At 70.1% G+C, this 13995-nt stretch carries 17 protein-coding genes and 1 pseudogene; 15 read left to right on the top strand and 3 right to left on the bottom strand.

The window, feature by feature from the left end; translation table 11 throughout:
• Positions 1-66: 66 nt before the first annotated feature.
• Positions 67-441, bottom strand: a complete 375-nt coding sequence (locus AO398_RS09665) for a nuclear transport factor 2 family protein (protein WP_160329323.1) — start codon at positions 439-441, stop codon at positions 67-69.
• Between the two features lie 163 nt (positions 442-604).
• On the opposite strand from AO398_RS09665, the gene AO398_RS09660 reads away from it, so the two are divergent.
• The 5 genes from AO398_RS09660 (at position 605) to phnE (AO398_RS09640) (ending at position 4880) form a co-directional block, all read left to right on the top strand.
• Positions 605-958, top strand: coding sequence for a helix-turn-helix domain-containing protein (locus AO398_RS09660; protein ID WP_058191849.1), 354 nt, complete (start codon positions 605-607; stop codon positions 956-958).
• A 236-nt stretch (positions 959-1194) separates the two neighbouring features.
• The gene (phnC, locus tag AO398_RS09655) at positions 1195-2043 is read left to right on the top strand and encodes a phosphonate ABC transporter ATP-binding protein (RefSeq protein ID WP_058191848.1); all 849 of its coding nucleotides are present in this window, start codon (positions 1195-1197) and stop codon (positions 2041-2043) included.
• Positions 2044-2177: 134 nt separating this feature from the next.
• On the top strand, positions 2178-3107 hold the full coding sequence (gene phnD / locus AO398_RS09650) for a phosphonate ABC transporter substrate-binding protein (protein ID WP_058191847.1): 930 nt from the start codon (positions 2178-2180) through the stop codon (positions 3105-3107).
• A gap of 25 nt (positions 3108-3132) precedes the next feature.
• Positions 3133-4014 carry a phosphonate ABC transporter, permease protein PhnE gene (gene phnE, locus AO398_RS09645; protein WP_058191846.1) on the top strand — a complete coding sequence of 294 codons (882 nt, stop codon included), beginning with the start codon at positions 3133-3135 and terminating at the stop codon, positions 4012-4014.
• Positions 4011-4880 (top strand): phosphonate ABC transporter, permease protein PhnE, encoded by an 870-nt coding sequence (gene phnE / locus AO398_RS09640; RefSeq protein WP_058191845.1) that lies wholly within the window; start codon positions 4011-4013, stop codon positions 4878-4880. Before phnE (AO398_RS09645) ends, phnE (AO398_RS09640) begins: the two co-directional genes overlap by 4 nt.
• A gap of 39 nt (positions 4881-4919) precedes the next feature.
• Here the strand turns inward: phnE (AO398_RS09640) and phnF are convergent, their stop codons facing one another.
• Positions 4920-5663 (bottom strand): phosphonate metabolism transcriptional regulator PhnF, encoded by a 744-nt coding sequence (phnF, locus tag AO398_RS09635; protein ID WP_058191844.1) that lies wholly within the window; start codon positions 5661-5663, stop codon positions 4920-4922.
• A 79-nt stretch (positions 5664-5742) separates the two neighbouring features.
• On the opposite strand from phnF, the gene phnG reads away from it, so the two are divergent.
• The 9 genes and pseudogenes from phnG (at position 5743) to phnN (ending at position 12531) form a co-directional block, all read left to right on the top strand.
• Positions 5743-6210, top strand: a complete 468-nt coding sequence (gene phnG, locus AO398_RS09630) for a phosphonate C-P lyase system protein PhnG (protein ID WP_082643219.1) — start codon at positions 5743-5745, stop codon at positions 6208-6210.
• 2 nt (positions 6211-6212) lie between these two features.
• On the top strand, positions 6213-6800 hold the full coding sequence (gene phnH, locus AO398_RS09625; protein ID WP_058191843.1) for a phosphonate C-P lyase system protein PhnH: 588 nt from the start codon (positions 6213-6215) through the stop codon (positions 6798-6800).
• Between the two features lie 3 nt (positions 6801-6803).
• Positions 6804-7904: a carbon-phosphorus lyase complex subunit PhnI gene (locus AO398_RS09620; RefSeq protein WP_058191842.1), complete on the top strand. Its 1101-nt coding sequence runs from the start codon at positions 6804-6806 to the stop codon at positions 7902-7904.
• Between the two features lie 161 nt (positions 7905-8065).
• Positions 8066-8911: pseudogene (locus AO398_RS09615) on the top strand (alpha-D-ribose 1-methylphosphonate 5-phosphate C-P-lyase PhnJ); the annotation flags it as partial.
• Entirely contained in the window at positions 8908-9384 is a 477-nt protein-coding gene (locus AO398_RS09610) for a GNAT family N-acetyltransferase (RefSeq protein WP_058191840.1), read from the top strand. The pseudogene AO398_RS09615 and the gene AO398_RS09610, both read left to right, overlap by 4 nt.
• Positions 9381-10154 carry a phosphonate C-P lyase system protein PhnK gene (gene phnK / locus AO398_RS09605; RefSeq protein WP_058191839.1) on the top strand — a complete coding sequence of 258 codons (774 nt, stop codon included), beginning with the start codon at positions 9381-9383 and terminating at the stop codon, positions 10152-10154. The genes AO398_RS09610 and phnK overlap by 4 nt, the downstream gene beginning before the upstream one ends.
• A complete protein-coding gene (gene phnL, locus AO398_RS09600) occupies positions 10151-10855 on the top strand; it encodes a phosphonate C-P lyase system protein PhnL (protein ID WP_058191838.1) in 705 nt (234 codons plus the stop codon). Before phnK ends, phnL begins: the two co-directional genes overlap by 4 nt.
• A gap of 9 nt (positions 10856-10864) precedes the next feature.
• Positions 10865-12001, top strand: coding sequence for an alpha-D-ribose 1-methylphosphonate 5-triphosphate diphosphatase (locus AO398_RS09595; RefSeq protein WP_058191837.1), 1137 nt, complete (start codon positions 10865-10867; stop codon positions 11999-12001).
• On the top strand, positions 12001-12531 hold the full coding sequence (phnN, locus tag AO398_RS09590; RefSeq protein ID WP_058191836.1) for a phosphonate metabolism protein/1,5-bisphosphokinase (PRPP-forming) PhnN: 531 nt from the start codon (positions 12001-12003) through the stop codon (positions 12529-12531). Before AO398_RS09595 ends, phnN begins: the two co-directional genes overlap by 1 nt.
• Before the next feature lie 162 nt (positions 12532-12693).
• On the opposite strand, the gene AO398_RS09585 is transcribed toward phnN, so the two are convergent.
• Entirely contained in the window at positions 12694-13557 is an 864-nt protein-coding gene (locus tag AO398_RS09585; RefSeq protein WP_058191835.1) for a porin family protein, read from the bottom strand.
• A 311-nt stretch (positions 13558-13868) separates the two neighbouring features.
• On the opposite strand from AO398_RS09585, the gene AO398_RS27410 reads away from it, so the two are divergent.
• A partial coding sequence (locus tag AO398_RS27410) for a GTP-binding protein (protein ID WP_244498717.1) occupies positions 13869-13995 on the top strand: 127 nt, incomplete at its 3' end.

Raw genomic sequence — 13995 nt, 5'->3', positions numbered from 1 at the left:
AGCGATCGGGAGCCGATCATCCAGGGGTTCGATGCGAGCCACGCCCAAGATCAGGACGCTCCGACATCAGCATCCTCCTGAGCGCGCATTGATCGCGGCGGTGTCCGCGATCTGCCGGAATGCCACGAGGGCTGCGTCGCGGACCGTCCAAACATGCGCGAAATCCGCTTCGCCAGGAACGCCGGACGGGCTGGAAATGCGATAGTGGCCGGTCGTGATGACGGTTTCGCCGTCGGCCATGAAGGTCTTCGGATGTGTTTCGTAGGCGCTGAAATGCGCCTTCACGGATGGAAAGAAGCGACCGATGACGTCGTCCCGCCCACGATAGATCCCGCCCGCAGGAAAGCTCTCCAGCACCCGCCATTCGATGTCCGGCGACAACAGATCGGGATTTCCGGTCCGGTACCAGTCCTGCACGATTCTCAGTGCGCCGCTGTCCATCGTCATCTCCAGTCTTGCCGTCGATGGCTTCCGCAGCGGAAGCCTGACAGCACGCGGGACGCGTCCTGTTGTTCGACTTGCTGAATGACAGACAGGATAGGTATCGTGCCGTCCTGCGCAAGAACGCACATGTACAGCAGATAGTGTCGATAAGGATACCACTATGGCGCGCACTCGTCATTCGCGTCTGGATTGCGGGCCCGGCTGCCCGGTCGAAGCGACACTTCAGTTGATCGACGGAAAATGGAAGGGCGTGATCCTCTTTCATTTGCTGGCGGGTCCGATGCGCTTCGGTGCGTTGCGACGGATCTTGCAAAACTGCACGCAGCGGATGCTCACCAACCAGCTCCGGGATTTGGAGGCGGACGGGCTCGTCGATCGGACAATCTATCCTCAGGTCCCGCCCAAGGTTGAGTACAGCCTGACCGCCCGCGGCCGGACGCTCGGGCCCGTGATCATGGCGCTCAAGACTTGGGGTGAAATCCACGGGGTTGCGTCGGTACCGGACGCCGCCTGAGGGGACGCGGGCGCGAGGTCCCTGCGGGGCTCCGTGGACGGCCCCGACACAGATGCAGCGTTTGGCTGCGCAAGCTCTCTCGGATCGTCGTGACGGAAGACACTGTCGCCCGGCCGGTTGTCCAGGCGCCACGACACCAGATTTGTGCGCCGACTAAATAAAAGGAATTGTATTCGTCATCCAATTGTCGCCGAAGAGGCGTTTAGCTGCGCCCATTCCGCAGCGGACCGATATTTATGCTCGTCGTCGAAGACCTGACGCGTCAATACAGCGGCCGCCGTGCCGTCGACGGCGTTTCACTGAAGATCGAGCGGGGCAGCTTCGTCGGCGTCATCGGTCGGTCTGGAGCCGGCAAATCGACCTTGTTGCGTCTGATCAACCGCCTGGCCGACCCGAGTTCCGGACGCATCCTCTATGACGGGCGCGATGTCACCGGCCTGACGGGCCGGCCCCTGCGGGAATGGCGCACCCGCTGCGCCATGATCTTCCAGCAGTTCAACCTGGTCGGCCGCCTCGACGTGATGACCAACGTGCTGATGGGCCGCCTCAGCCACGTGCCGACCCACCGCGCCCTGCTCCGGATGTGGTCGGACGAGGACCGGGCCATGGCGCTCGCCGCCCTGGAAAGCTTCGATATGGGCGAGTTCGCCGGCCAGCGGGCCGATGGCCTGTCGGGTGGCCAGCAGCAGCGCGTCGCCATCGCCCGGGCGCTCGTGCAGGAGCCCGAGATCCTGCTGGCCGACGAGCCGGTGGCCTCACTGGACCCGCGCAACACCCGCCTGGTGATGGATGCCCTGGCCGCCGTGAACCGGCGCTACGGCATCACCGTGCTGTGCAACCTGCACTCCCTGGACCTCGCCCGCGCCTATTGCGACCGCCTCGTCGGGCACGCCGCCGGCCGGGTGGTGTTCGAGGGCGGCCCGTTCGACCTTACCGAGGACGTGGCCCGCCGCCTCTACGGTCTGGAGGCCGGTGAGGTGCTCGACGATTCCGCGGCGCGCGAGGCGGAGCAGCGGGCCGCCATGCCAGGGCTGCCCGGCCTCGTCCCGGCTCAGCCCATCCGCGAGGCTGCCATCGGCGCCTGAGCCATTGGCGCCGGTCACCGGTGCGCTGTGCTTGAGGCTCCCAACAACAACGGACGGAAACGCCTGACCGGATCGGATGCGCCGAATGCGCGGCCGGCCGATTCCGCGCCCGAGACCACTTTGAGGACCACACGATGATCACCCGACGCACCCTTGCCGCCGCCGCTGCGGCGTTCACCCTGTTCGGCCTGCCGGCCACCGCCCAGGACTGGAAGGCAAAGTATCCCGAGCTGACCCTGGCGGTCATCCCGATGGAGAACGCCAGCGGCACCAACGACCGCTATGCCCCCCTGGCGGATTACCTGACCAGGACGATCGGCGTGCCGGTGAAGCTGCGGGTCGCCAGCGACTACGCCGCGGTGATCGAGGGCCAGCGGGCCGGCAACATCCAGATCGCGTTCTACGGGCCGGCTTCCTTCGCCCGGGCCGTGATGACCGGCGTGAAGGTCGATCCGATGGTGAACCCGCAGCACGAGACCGGCGCCTCGGGCTATTACTCGGTGATCTACACGCTGGCCTCCAGCCCGTACAAGACGATCGAGGACCTCAAGGGCAAGAACCTCGCCTTGGTCGATCCGAACTCCACCTCCGGCAACCAGGCCCCGCGCTTCTTCCTGAAGCGGGCCGGCTTCGACGTGGACAAGCATTTCGCCAAGGCGGTGTTTGCCGGCAGCCACGAGAATGCCGTCCTGGCCCTGACCCAGGGCACCGTCGACGCCGCCGCCAACCTGTGGAACTCCGAGACCGACTCGATCGTGACCCGCATGATCACGAAGGGCATGCTGAAGAAGCCCGACGGCACGCCGATGCAGAAGTCGGACTTCCGGGTGGTGTTCAAGTCCGACTTCCTGCCGGAAGGCCCCTACGCCGTGCTGGCGAGCCTGCCGGACGACCTGAAGGCCAAGATCCGCCAGGCCTTCCTCGACGTGCCGAAGGCCGACAAGGCGGCATTCGACAAGCTATCCGACGGCAAGGATCTCAGCCTCACCCCGGTGACGCTCAAGGATTACCAGCCGATCATCGACATGCTGAAGGCCAACGACGAGCAGCGCAAGAAATCCTGATCGCAATCTTGATCGGACGCCTGCCTTGCGCGGCCTGACACCCCTGCCGCCGGAGCGGGAAGCCGCCCTCTCCGGCCTGTACGCGGCGGCAAGCGGCGCCGCGCCGGGCCGCACGCTCGCGAGCTTCGCGGTCGTCGCGGTGCTGGCGCTGCTCGCCGGGCTCGCCGCCGAGGTGCGCCCGCTGGTCTTTGCGGAGAATATCGGCAAATTCACCGCCTATCTCGCGCAAATCTGGCCGCCGGTCGGCCTCGAACATCCGCTGGAGGACGTGCGCGCCTGGTACTGGGGCCTGCCCAAATGGCTCGCCCTGCTCGGCGAGACCGTGCTGATCGCCTATCTCGGCACCCTGCTCGGCGGCCTCGCGGGCTTCACCCTCAGCTTCGTGGCCGCCGCCAACCTGGTGCGGTCGCCCGTGGTGCGGTTCGTGGCCAAGCGCTTCCTGGAAGTGTGCCGCACGATTCCGGACGTGGTCTTCGCATTGCTGTTCGTGATCGCCTTCGGCCTCGGCCCGATGGTCGGCGTGCTGGCCCTGGCGGTCCACACGACGGGGGCGCTCGGCAAGCTGTTCTCCGAGGTGGTCGAGAACATCGACATGCGCCCGGTCGAGGGCCTCTCGGCTTCGGGCGCCAGCTGGATCGAGACCGTGCGCTTCGCGGTCCTCCCGCAGGTCCTGTCGAACTTCGCCTCCTATGCGCTGCTGCGCTTCGAGATCAACGTCCGGGGGGCGGCGGTGCTGGGCTTCGTCGGCGCGGGCGGCATCGGCCAGGAATTCCTGGCTGCGATCCGCAACTTCTACTACGCGGATGTCAGCGCGATCCTCGGGCTGATCATCCTCACCGTCATCTGCATCGACCTCGCCACCGAGCAGGTCCGGCACCGGCTGACCGGCAGCGAGGAAGCCCGATGAGCGCCGCCCGCTCCGAGACCCTGCGGGCCGAGGCCCGGGCCGATCTCGCGCGCCTGCGCGCCCGCTATCCGGCGCAGTTCCGGACGGACCGGGCCGCACGGCTGCGCGTGGTGGTGATCGTCTGCGCCGTGATCGGGCTGGCCGGCTTCGGAGCCTGGCAGTTCGAGATGTCGCCCGCGCGAATCTTCAACGGCCTCGGACGACTCGGCACCTTCGCGGTGCTGATGCTGCCGCCGTCGCCGGAGGGTCAGTTCTGGACCTTCCTGCACGCCCTGGGCGAAACCCTGGGCATCGCTTTCCTGGGGACCCTGACGGCGGCGATCCTTGCCTTCCCGGTGGCGCTGCTCGCCGCCCGCAACGTCGTGCCCAACCCGTTCGCGCATTTCGCCGTGCGCCGGGGGCTCGACGTGATGCGCTCCGTGGACGTGCTGATCTGGGCGCTGATCTGGATCAACGTCGTCGGCCTCGGCCCCTTCGCGGGCATGCTCGCCATCGCGTGCTCGGATTTCGGGGCGTTCGGCAAGCTGTTCTCGGAGGCGATCGAGACCTGCGACCGAAAACCCGGCGAGGGCGTCGTCGCCTCGGGTGGCTCGGCCCTGCACCGCATCCGGTTCGGGCTGATCCCCGGGGTGCTGCCGGTGCTGGCGAGCCAGGTGTTGTACTTCTTCGAATCGAACACCCGCTCGGCCACGATCATCGGCATCGTCGGGGCGGGCGGCATCGGCCAGTACCTGACCGAGCTGATCCGCGTGCTGGAGCTGAAGCAGGTCGCGTTCCTGGTGCTGATGATCCTCGCCACCGTGGCGGCGATCGACTGGGTCTCGACCCGCCTGCGCCGGGCGATCATCGGTCCGGCGGCGCGCTGAGCGACGCCAAGTCCTCGATCCGATTCGGCTGCGCGCGCTCTAGCCGCCGATCACCAGCTCGACCCGGTCGGCGGCGAACAGGGTGCGGTTCGCCTGGATCGGCAGACCCGCGGAGTCGATGTTGACGCTCGACACCACCATGACGACCCGCCCGGGGGCGATGTCGAGGCGTTCCGCCTCCTGGGCGTCGGCCGGCCGGGCGCGGATCCGCGTCGAGAGCCGGGTGTAGTCGTGGACCCCGCAGGCCGCGAACGCCCGGGTGATCGAGCCGCGCTCGGCATAGGCCGCGGCGAAGCCGGAGAAGCGTGGCAGGGGCAGCCAGGTCTGCGCGGTCGAGATCGGGGCATCGTCCGCCCGGTGGGTCGTCAGCAGTTCGACGATCGGCGCGCCCGGCTCGATCGCCAGCGCCGCCGCCTGCTTGGGGCCGGCCGGGACGGTGGCGGAGGCGAGGAGGTCGCCCCAGGCCTCGCGCCCCGCCCCGGTGACGATCTCGGAGAAGCGGGTGCGCGGGCCGATCGGGTAGGCGAGCGGCGCCTCCTCCACGAAGGTGCCGCGCCCCTGGCTGGCGCGCACCAGGCCGCCCTCCGCCAGGGCGGCGAGCGCGCGCCGGACCGTGTGCCGGTTGACCGCGAAGCGCGCGGCCAAAGCCGCCTCGGTCGGCATCTGCTGGCCCGGCACGTAGCGCCCGCCGGCGATGTCGGCCGTCAGCGCGTCGGCGATCTGCCGCCATGCCGTCAGTCCCTCGCCCCGGACGAGGCTGGGCGCCTGTTCCTGTGCATCCATGCTGTCATCCAAACTTCATTTGCGCCCGGCACGCTAGTTGTCTACACGACTAGACAACAACTCGACAGAGGGATTCGCGATGGCGACGCGCCCACTTCAACCGGATCCCGAGGAGATCGCGGCACGGCAGGCCGTGATGGCGCTGTGCGCCGACGCCAACCGCGACGACCTAGACGCCGCGGTGAAGGCCCTCGCACCGCCTGCCGTCGAGGATCTGCGTCCGCCGGAGACCGGGCTGGTGATGGCCACGGGCCGGATCGGCGGCGACGGGCGGCCGTTCAACCTCGGTGAGGTCAGCGTGACGCGGGCGGCGATCCGGCTGCCCGACGGGGCCAGCGGCTTCGCCTACCATCTCGGCCGCGACCGCACGAAGGCGCGGCTCGCCGCGACCCTCGACGCGCTCTGGCAGGATCCGGCTCGGCGCGCCCGGGTCGAGGCGGCGCTGGAACCCGCAGCCCGGCGGGCCGACGCCGATCGTCGGCAGGCGGCACGGCGCACCGCCGCCACCCGGGTCGAGTTTCTGACCGTCGCCCGCGGGGAGGATTGACCATGCTCGCACCCGGCTTCGCCGATCCCGTCCACGGCGCGCAGGGCACGTTCCGCGCCGTGATGGATGCGCTCGCCCGCCCCGGCCTGCTCCAACCTCTCGACGCCGGGCTGAAACCCCCGGCGCCCCTGACCCCGGAACTCGCCGCCCTCGCGCTGGCGCTCACCGATGCGGACACGCCGGTCTGGCTCGATGCCGGCCTCGCGGATTCACCCGAGGTCGCCGCCTATCTGCGCTTCCACACCGGGGCGCCGCTCACCGACGATCCGGCCCGGGCGGCCTTCGCGTTCATCCGCGATCCGGCGCGCTGCCCGCCGCTCGCCCGGTTCGCGCAAGGCACCCCGGCCTATCCCGACAGTTCGACCACCCTGGTGCTCGCCCTCGACATGATCGCGAACGGGGAGAGGCTGCACCTCGCCGGCCCCGGCATCAAAGGTCCGACGCGGATCGCGCTCACGCCCCTGCCGGAAGGGTTCGTCGCGCAGCTCGCCGAGAACCGCGCGGGCTTCCCGCTCGGGGTCGACGTGATCCTCACCGCGCCCGGGCGCGTCGCCGGCCTGCCGCGCTCCACCGCCGTCACGGAAAGCTGACCGATGTATGTGGCCGTGAAGGGCGGCGAGGCCGCCATCGACAATGCCCACCGGCTGCTGGCCGAGGCCCGCCGGGGCGACCCGGCCGTGCCGGAGCTCACCGTCGCGCAGATCCGCGCGCAGATGGCGCTGCTGGTCGACCGGGTGATGGCCGAGGGCTCGCTCTACGATCCCGATCTCGCGGCGCTGGCCCTCAAGCAGGCCCGCGGCGACGTGGTCGAGGCGGTCTTCCTGGTCCGCGCCTACCGGACGACGCTGCCCCGGTTCGGTGCCTCGACCCCGGTCGATACCGGCGCCATGGCGGTGGCACGCCGGATTTCGGCGACCTTCAAGGATCTGCCGGGCGGCCAGGTGCTCGGCCCGACCTTCGACTACACCCACCGGCTGATCGATTTCGCCCTGGCCGCCGAGGGCACGGTCGAGCCCGCCGCCGAAGCCGAGCCCCGCGACGATGCCGACACCTGCCCGCGGGTCACCGATCTGCTGACCCAGGATGGCCTGATCGAGCCCTCGCCCCCGGATGACGGGGCCCCCGCGGGCGACCTCACCCGGGAGCCGGTGGATTACCCGGCCGACCGGGCTCTGCGCCTCCAGGCCCTGGCCCGGGGCGATGAGGGCTTCGTCCTCGGCCTCGGCTACTCGACCCAGCGCGGCTACGGCCGCACCCACCCGTTCGTGGGTGAGATCCGGGTCGGCGACGTGGCGGTGGAATTCGTGCCCGAGGAGCTGGGCTTCGCGGTGCCGCTGGGCCGGATCCGGCTCACCGAGTGCCAGATGGTCACCCAGTTCAAGGGCTCGGGCGCGGCCCCGCCGCAATTCACCCGGGGCTACGGGCTCACGTTCGGGCAGAGCGAGCGCAAGGCGATGGCGATGTCCCTGGTCGACCGGGCGCTCCGGGCGGAAGAGCTCGGCGAGCCGGTGACGAGCCCGGCCCAGGACCAGGAATTCGTGCTCGCCCATTGCGACAGCCTCCAGGCGACCGGCTTCGTCGAGCACCTGAAGCTGCCCCACTACGTCGACTTCCAGGCGGAGCTGGAGCTGGTCCGGCGCCTGCGCGCGGAGTTTTTCCGGGACTCAGACAGCATGCAGGAGGCGGCCGAGTGAGCGCGATGGGTATGCTTCCGCAGACGGAGTCTTCCCCCTCCCCCTTGCGGGGAGGGGTCAGGGGTGGGGGTGGTGCAGAAGGCACCGCTCAGCCTCTTCCGGCACCGCCCCCACCTCCGGCTCCTCCCCGCAAGGGGGAGGAGAGTTCTTCCGAAGCTGGCTACAACTTCGCCTATCTGGACGAGGGCACCAAGCGGATGATCCGCCGGGCCATCCTCAAGGCGATCGCGGTGCCGGGCTACCAGGTGCCGTTCGCCTCCCGGGAGATGCCGATGCCCTACGGCTGGGGCACCGGCGGCGTGCAGGTGACCGCCGCGATCCTGGGCCGGGCCGACGTGCTCAAGGTGATCGACCAGGGCGCCGACGACACCACCAACGCGGTCTCGATCCGGCGCTTCTTCGCCCGCACCTCCGGAATCGCCACAACCACCCGGACCACCGAGGCGACGATCATCCAGACCCGCCACCGCATCCCGGAGACGCCGCTGCGGGAGGGCCAGACCCTCGTCTACCAGGTGCCGATTCCCGAGCCCCTGCGCTTCCTCGAACCGCGCGAGACCGAGACGCGCCAGCTCCATGCGCTCGCCGAGTACGGGGCCATGCACGTCAAGCTCTACGAGGACATCAGCCGCCACGGGCATATCGCCACCACCTATGCCTACCCGGTGGAGGTCGCGGGCCGCTACGTGATGGACCCGTCGCCGACGCCGAAATTCGACAACCCCAAGATGGACCAGAGCCCGGCCCTTCAGCTGTTCGGGGCCGGGCGCGAGCGGCGCATCTACGCGGTGCCGCCCTACACCTCCGTGCGCAGCCTCGACTTCGAGGACCATCCGTTCCGGGTGCAGCAGTTCGACCAGCCCTGCGCCCTGTGCGGCGCCGAGGGCGTCTATCTCGACGAGATGCTGCTCGACGATGCCGGCCGGCGGATGTTCGTCTGCTCGGACACCGACCATTGCGAGGGGCGCCGCGCGGACGGCCATGTCGGCACGGGAGACGCGGTATGACCGGCCTCACGGTCCGCCGGGCCGAAAAGCCAGATCTCCCCGCGATCCTTCTCCTCTACGCCGAGCTGAACGGCGGGCGGGTGGCGACCCGCGATCGGGCCGAGGCGCTCCTCGACCGGATCGTCACGGCCTACCCGGATTACGGGGTCTACGCGGCCGAGGTCGACGGCGCGATCGTCGGCACCTTCTGTCTCGTCATCCTCGACAACATCGCCCATTGGGGCATGCCGTCGGCCCTCGTCGAGAGCGTCGTGGTCGCCTCCGGGCATCGCGGCGGCGGTCTCGGCCGGGCGATGATGCGCGAGGCGTTCCGCATCGCCCAGGCCCGGGGCTGCTACAAGCTCGCCCTGTCCTCGAATGTCGACGCCAAGCCGGCGCACGCCTTCTACGAGAGCCTCGGCTTCGAGCGCTACGGCTACAGCTTCCGTCTCGATCCGCCCTTCGTGCCAGACGCCGCAGAGGTGACCCGATGAGCGCGCCCCTGCTTCAGGTCCGCGGCCTGACCAAGCGCTACGGCGCCCGCCTCGGCTGCGCCGACGTGTCGTTCGACATCGATCCCGGCGAAGTGCTGGCGATCGTGGGCGAGTCCGGCTCGGGCAAGTCGACGCTGCTTTCCCTCGTCGCCACCGAGCTCGCCCCGGATGCCGGGACGGTCTCCTACCGGATGCGCGACGGCGTGCTGCGGGACCTCGCCGGCCTGAGCGAGGCCGAGCGCCGGGCGTTGATGCGCACCGACTGGGGCTTCGTGCGCCAGGACGCGGCCCAGGGCCTGCGCATGGCGGTCTCGGCCGGCGGCAATGTCGGCGAGCGGCTGATGGGGCTCGGCGAACGCCATTACGGCCGCATCCGCGGGACGGCGCTCGACTGGCTCGGCCGGGTCGAGATCGCCGCCGACCGGATCGACGATCCGCCCACGCGCTTCTCCGGCGGCATGCGCCAGCGCCTGCAGATCGCCCGCAACCTCGTCACCAGCCCGCGCCTCGTGCTGATGGACGAGCCGACCTCCGGGCTCGACGTCTCGGTCCAGGCCCGCCTGCTCGACCTGATCCGGCGCCTCGCGGCCGCGCTCGGGCTGGCGGTGATCATCGTCACCCACGACCTCGCGGTGGCCCGCCTCCTCTCGCACCGGATCATGGTCATGCGCGCCGGCCGGGTGATCGAGACCGGCCTGACCGACCGGGTGCTCGACGACCCCGAGCACGCCTACACCCAGCTCCTCGTCTCCTCGGTGCTCGCCGCATGACCGCGCTTCTGACCTTCCAGGATGTCGCCAAGAGCTTCACCCTGCACCTGCGCGGCGGCGTCGTGCTGCCCGTGGTGGGCGGCGTCAGCCTCTCTGTGTCGCCGGGCGAATGCGTGGTGCTCGGCGGCCCCTCGGGAGCGGGCAAGTCCTCGCTCCTCAAGATGGCCTACGGCAATTACCGCTGCGATGCCGGCGCCATCCTGGTCCGCGACGGCGAGACCGTGATCGATGTCGCCCGGGCCGACCCGCGGGTCATGCTGTCCCTGCGGGCCCGGGTCATCGCCTACGTGTCGCAGTTCCTACGTGTGATCCCCCGGGTCTCGGCCCTCGACGTGGTCGAGGCCGCCGGCCGCGAGGGCGGGTTGTCCGAGGATGAGGCCCGCGCGCGGGCAAAAAATCTGCTGGCCCGGCTCAACCTGCCCGAGCGGCTCTGGAGCCTGCCGCCCGCGACCTTCTCGGGAGGCGAGCAGCAGCGGGTGAACATCGCCCGGGGGCTGATTGCCGACCGGCCGCTGCTCCTGCTCGACGAGCCCACCGCGTCGCTCGACGCCAGCAACCGCGCCGTGGTGGCCGAGCTCGTCCGCGAGAAGCTGGCCGCCGGGGCCGGCGTGCTCGGCATCTTCCACGACGGCGAGATGCGCGACGCCGTGGCGACCCGAATCGTCGACGTGACGCGCTTCGCGCAAGCCCGTGCAGCCTGAGGAGTTCCGATGAGTGACCTGATCCTCGAGAACGCGATCCTGGTCCTGCCGGACCGGGTCGAGCACGGCTGGCTCGCCGTGACCGATGGCCTCATCGCGGAGATCGGCACTGGGCGCGCGCCCGAGCGCGGCCTCGACCTCGGCGGCGACCACCTGATCCCCGGGCTGATCGAGCTGCACACCGACCATCTCGAGAGCCATTTCGCGCCCCGGCCCAAGGTCCGCTGGCATCCCCTCGGCGCGGTTCTGGCCTACGACGCGCAGATCACCGCCTCGGGTATCACCACGGTGTTCGATTCCCTGCGCGCCGGCAGCGATCCCGACGGCAGCGGCCTCGGCTCCGAGCTGAAGCAACTCGCCGGGGCGATCGAGACCGCGCGCGCCGGCAACCTGTTCCGGGCGGAGCACTTCACGCATCTGCGCTGCGAATTGCCCTCGGCGGACGTGCTCGACACGGTGGCGGAGTTCAACGCGCACTACCCGATCGGGCTGATCTCGCTGATGGACCACACGCCGGGCCAGCGCCAGTTCCGCGACATGGAGAAGTACTACACCTACGCCACGCGGGGCGGCCGCACCCTGGAGGAGATCCAGCTCAACACCGAGCGCAAGATCCGGGACGGGCAGGCGCTGAACGGCCGCAACCGTCCGGCCCTGGTCCAGTTCGCGCAGGAGATGGGCATCCCCCTGGCGAGCCACGACGACACCACCCTGGCCGATGTCGAGCTCGCCGCCGAGGCCGGGGTGGCGCTGGCCGAGTTCCCGACCACGCTGGAGGCCGCCGAGGCCGCCCACGGGCGCGGGATCACCGTGATGATGGGCGCGCCGAACCTGATCCGCGGCGGCTCGCATTCCGGCAACGTCGCCGCCCTGGCGCTGGCCGAGGCCGGCCATCTTGACATCCTGTCGTCGGATTACGTGCCGGCGAGCCTGCTGATGGCGGCCTTCCTGCTGCCCGAGCAGGCGCCCGCGATCACGCTGCCGCAGGCGCTGGCCACCGTCACGGCCAATCCCGCCCGCGCCACCGGCCTCATCGATCGCGGCGCCCTGCAGCCGGGCCTGCGGGCCGACCTCGTGCGGGTCCAGCGCGCCGAAGGGGTACCGGTGGTCCGGGAGGTCTGGCGCGCCGGCTCGCGGGTCGCCTGATGGCGGGCTGCCTGGTTCTGGTGGTCGGCCCGAGCGGGGCCGGCAAGGACACGCTGATAAGGCTGGCCCGGGCGGCGCTCGCGGGCGATCCGCGCTACGTCTTTCCCCGTCGCCTGGTCACCCGGCCGCCCTCCGGCGACGAGGACAACGACGAGATCGACCCGGCCGCCTTCGACCGCGGCTGCGCGGCCGGCGCCTTCACCCTGCAGTGGCGTGCCCACGGGCTCGGCTACGCGATTCCGGCGCAGGCCGCCGATCGCGTCGCCGGCGGGCATGTGGTCGTCTGCAACGTGTCCCGCCGGATCGTCGAGGAGGCCCGGGAACGCGGCCTGCCGGTCAGCGTGGTCGAGGTGACGGCACCGCCGAAGATCCTGGCGCGCCGCATCGCCGCCCGGGGCCGGCCGGAGGACGGCGACCTCGCCGCGCGCCTCGCCCGGGAGGCCAGGGTCCGGGCCGACCTGACCATCCTCAACACCGGAACGCCGGAGGACGCGGCGGCCCGGCTCACCGCGCATCTGCGCGCCTGCTAGGCTTCCGCCCGGGGGCGGGAGGACGGGCCGAGGGGGCTGCCGAGGGGGCCTGCCGAGGCGCGATCGGCACGCCAAAACGAAAAGGGCGCGCGCCGATCACGGCACGCGCCCTGGGCAGTCAGCCCGGAGGATGAACCCCCGGGCTGCCTCTGCCGGTCAGTCCTAGAAGCCGCCGAACTTGTAGTTGAAGCCGGCGCGGACGATGCTGCCCTCGGTCCGGAAGCGCGAGATGTACGAGCCGGTGCCGACGCCCGGGATGGCGGCGACGAGCACGTTCTGGTTGCCGAGATCGTAGTGCACGTACTCGGCCTTGATGGTCACGGCGTCGTACTTGATGCCGAGATACCGGCCGATCGCGAAGGTGTTCAGGAAGCTGTCGGTCGGGATCGCGAACTCGATGCCGCCGCCATAGGCGAAGCCGGTCTTGAAGTCGTCGTAGCGGCCGGCGAACTGCAGGGCGCCGCCCGGGGTGTAGAAGTTCGCATCGTGGAACACGTTGCCGTAGGCGAGACCGCCCATGCCGTAGACCATGACCCGGTCGAACGCGTAGCCGACGCGGCCCGTGAGCGTGCCGAGCCAATCGACGCTCTGGCGGAACTGGCTGAGGTTCGGCGGGCCGCCGGCGACGTTGCCGGTGCCGAGGACGACCCGGTTCTTGGTGATGTCCGTCCAGTCGATGCTGTTGGCGACACCGACCACGAAGCCGGAGCCCGGCGTGAACTGGTAGTTGTAGCCGGCGGTGCCGCCGATGTTGGCGATGCCGTCCTGCGAGGTCGAGGTCAGGAACGGACGGCGGCCCAGCGCCACGTTGGTGGCATTGCCCGGCAGGACGCCGACCGTGGTGATGCGCTCGCGGTCGGTGAAGGTGTAGGCCGACTCGAGACCCGCGTAGAAGCCCGTCCAGCTGAAGACCGGCACCGGGGTGAAGACCGGCGGCGGCGCAGCGCGGCGCGGCAGGTCGGCGGCGACGGCGGCCGTCGAGACCAGGGCCGTCGCGGCGCTGGCGAGGAGGAGCTTCTTCATCATGTTTGCGAGACCCGGAGTGACCAGTGGTTGTCCCCACTTAAGCTCGGCCGCGTCGGCTCCGCTATGCCCTGCAAGCCACACTGTGTCTCGAAAGTGTCCACCGGAATCGCCGAGGATCAATATCCATGCAGTCTAGCGTGGCCGTCCGGTGCTTGACAGGACGCGTCGCGCCGGGGCCGTCCCGGCTGCCGCACCTTGATCGCGGGCGGCCGACCCTCTAAGCGGACCGCGTTTTTCGCCCCGCTTCCGCGTTCGGGGCGGCCGACCAGGATCCGGGGAACAGCGTGGTCCCCGCCGCAGGAATGGGAATCATGGGCAAGGAAAAGTTCTCCCGCACCAAGCCGCACTGCAACATCGGCACGATCGGTCACGTCGACCACGGCAAGACGTCGCTGACGGCGGCGATCACGAAGGTTTTGGCGGAGACGGGCGGGGCGA

Origin of the sequence: Methylobacterium sp. GXS13 (assembly GCF_001455965.1) — a bacterium.
GTDB lineage: Bacteria > Pseudomonadota > Alphaproteobacteria > Rhizobiales > Beijerinckiaceae > Methylobacterium.
Note: the sequence above shows the minus strand (reverse complement) of the source record. Positions and strands in the feature narration are given on the sequence as shown.

Coding starts and splice junctions, on each gene's coding strand:
- phnN (WP_058191836.1), top strand. CDS start 12,001: ATGGCGGGCTGCCTGGTTCTGGTGGTCGGCCCGAGCGGGGCCGGCAAG.
- phnD (WP_058191847.1), top strand. CDS start 2,178: ATGATCACCCGACGCACCCTTGCCGCCGCCGCTGCGGCGTTCACCCTG.
- phnH (WP_058191843.1), top strand. CDS start 6,213: ATGCTCGCACCCGGCTTCGCCGATCCCGTCCACGGCGCGCAGGGCACG.
- phnF (WP_058191844.1), bottom strand. CDS start 5,663: ATGGATGCACAGGAACAGGCGCCCAGCCTCGTCCGGGGCGAGGGACTG.
- phnL (WP_058191838.1), top strand. CDS start 10,151: ATGACCGCGCTTCTGACCTTCCAGGATGTCGCCAAGAGCTTCACCCTG.
- AO398_RS09595 (WP_058191837.1), top strand. CDS start 10,865: ATGAGTGACCTGATCCTCGAGAACGCGATCCTGGTCCTGCCGGACCGG.
- phnE (WP_058191845.1), top strand. CDS start 4,011: ATGAGCGCCGCCCGCTCCGAGACCCTGCGGGCCGAGGCCCGGGCCGAT.
- AO398_RS09585 (WP_058191835.1), bottom strand. CDS start 13,557: ATGATGAAGAAGCTCCTCCTCGCCAGCGCCGCGACGGCCCTGGTCTCG.
- phnC (WP_058191848.1), top strand. CDS start 1,195: ATGCTCGTCGTCGAAGACCTGACGCGTCAATACAGCGGCCGCCGTGCC.
- AO398_RS09660 (WP_058191849.1), top strand. CDS start 605: ATGGCGCGCACTCGTCATTCGCGTCTGGATTGCGGGCCCGGCTGCCCG.
- AO398_RS09620 (WP_058191842.1), top strand. CDS start 6,804: ATGTATGTGGCCGTGAAGGGCGGCGAGGCCGCCATCGACAATGCCCAC.
- phnK (WP_058191839.1), top strand. CDS start 9,381: ATGAGCGCGCCCCTGCTTCAGGTCCGCGGCCTGACCAAGCGCTACGGC.
- phnG (WP_082643219.1), top strand. CDS start 5,743: ATGGCGACGCGCCCACTTCAACCGGATCCCGAGGAGATCGCGGCACGG.
- AO398_RS09665 (WP_160329323.1), bottom strand. CDS start 441: ATGGACAGCGGCGCACTGAGAATCGTGCAGGACTGGTACCGGACCGGA.
- AO398_RS09610 (WP_058191840.1), top strand. CDS start 8,908: ATGACCGGCCTCACGGTCCGCCGGGCCGAAAAGCCAGATCTCCCCGCG.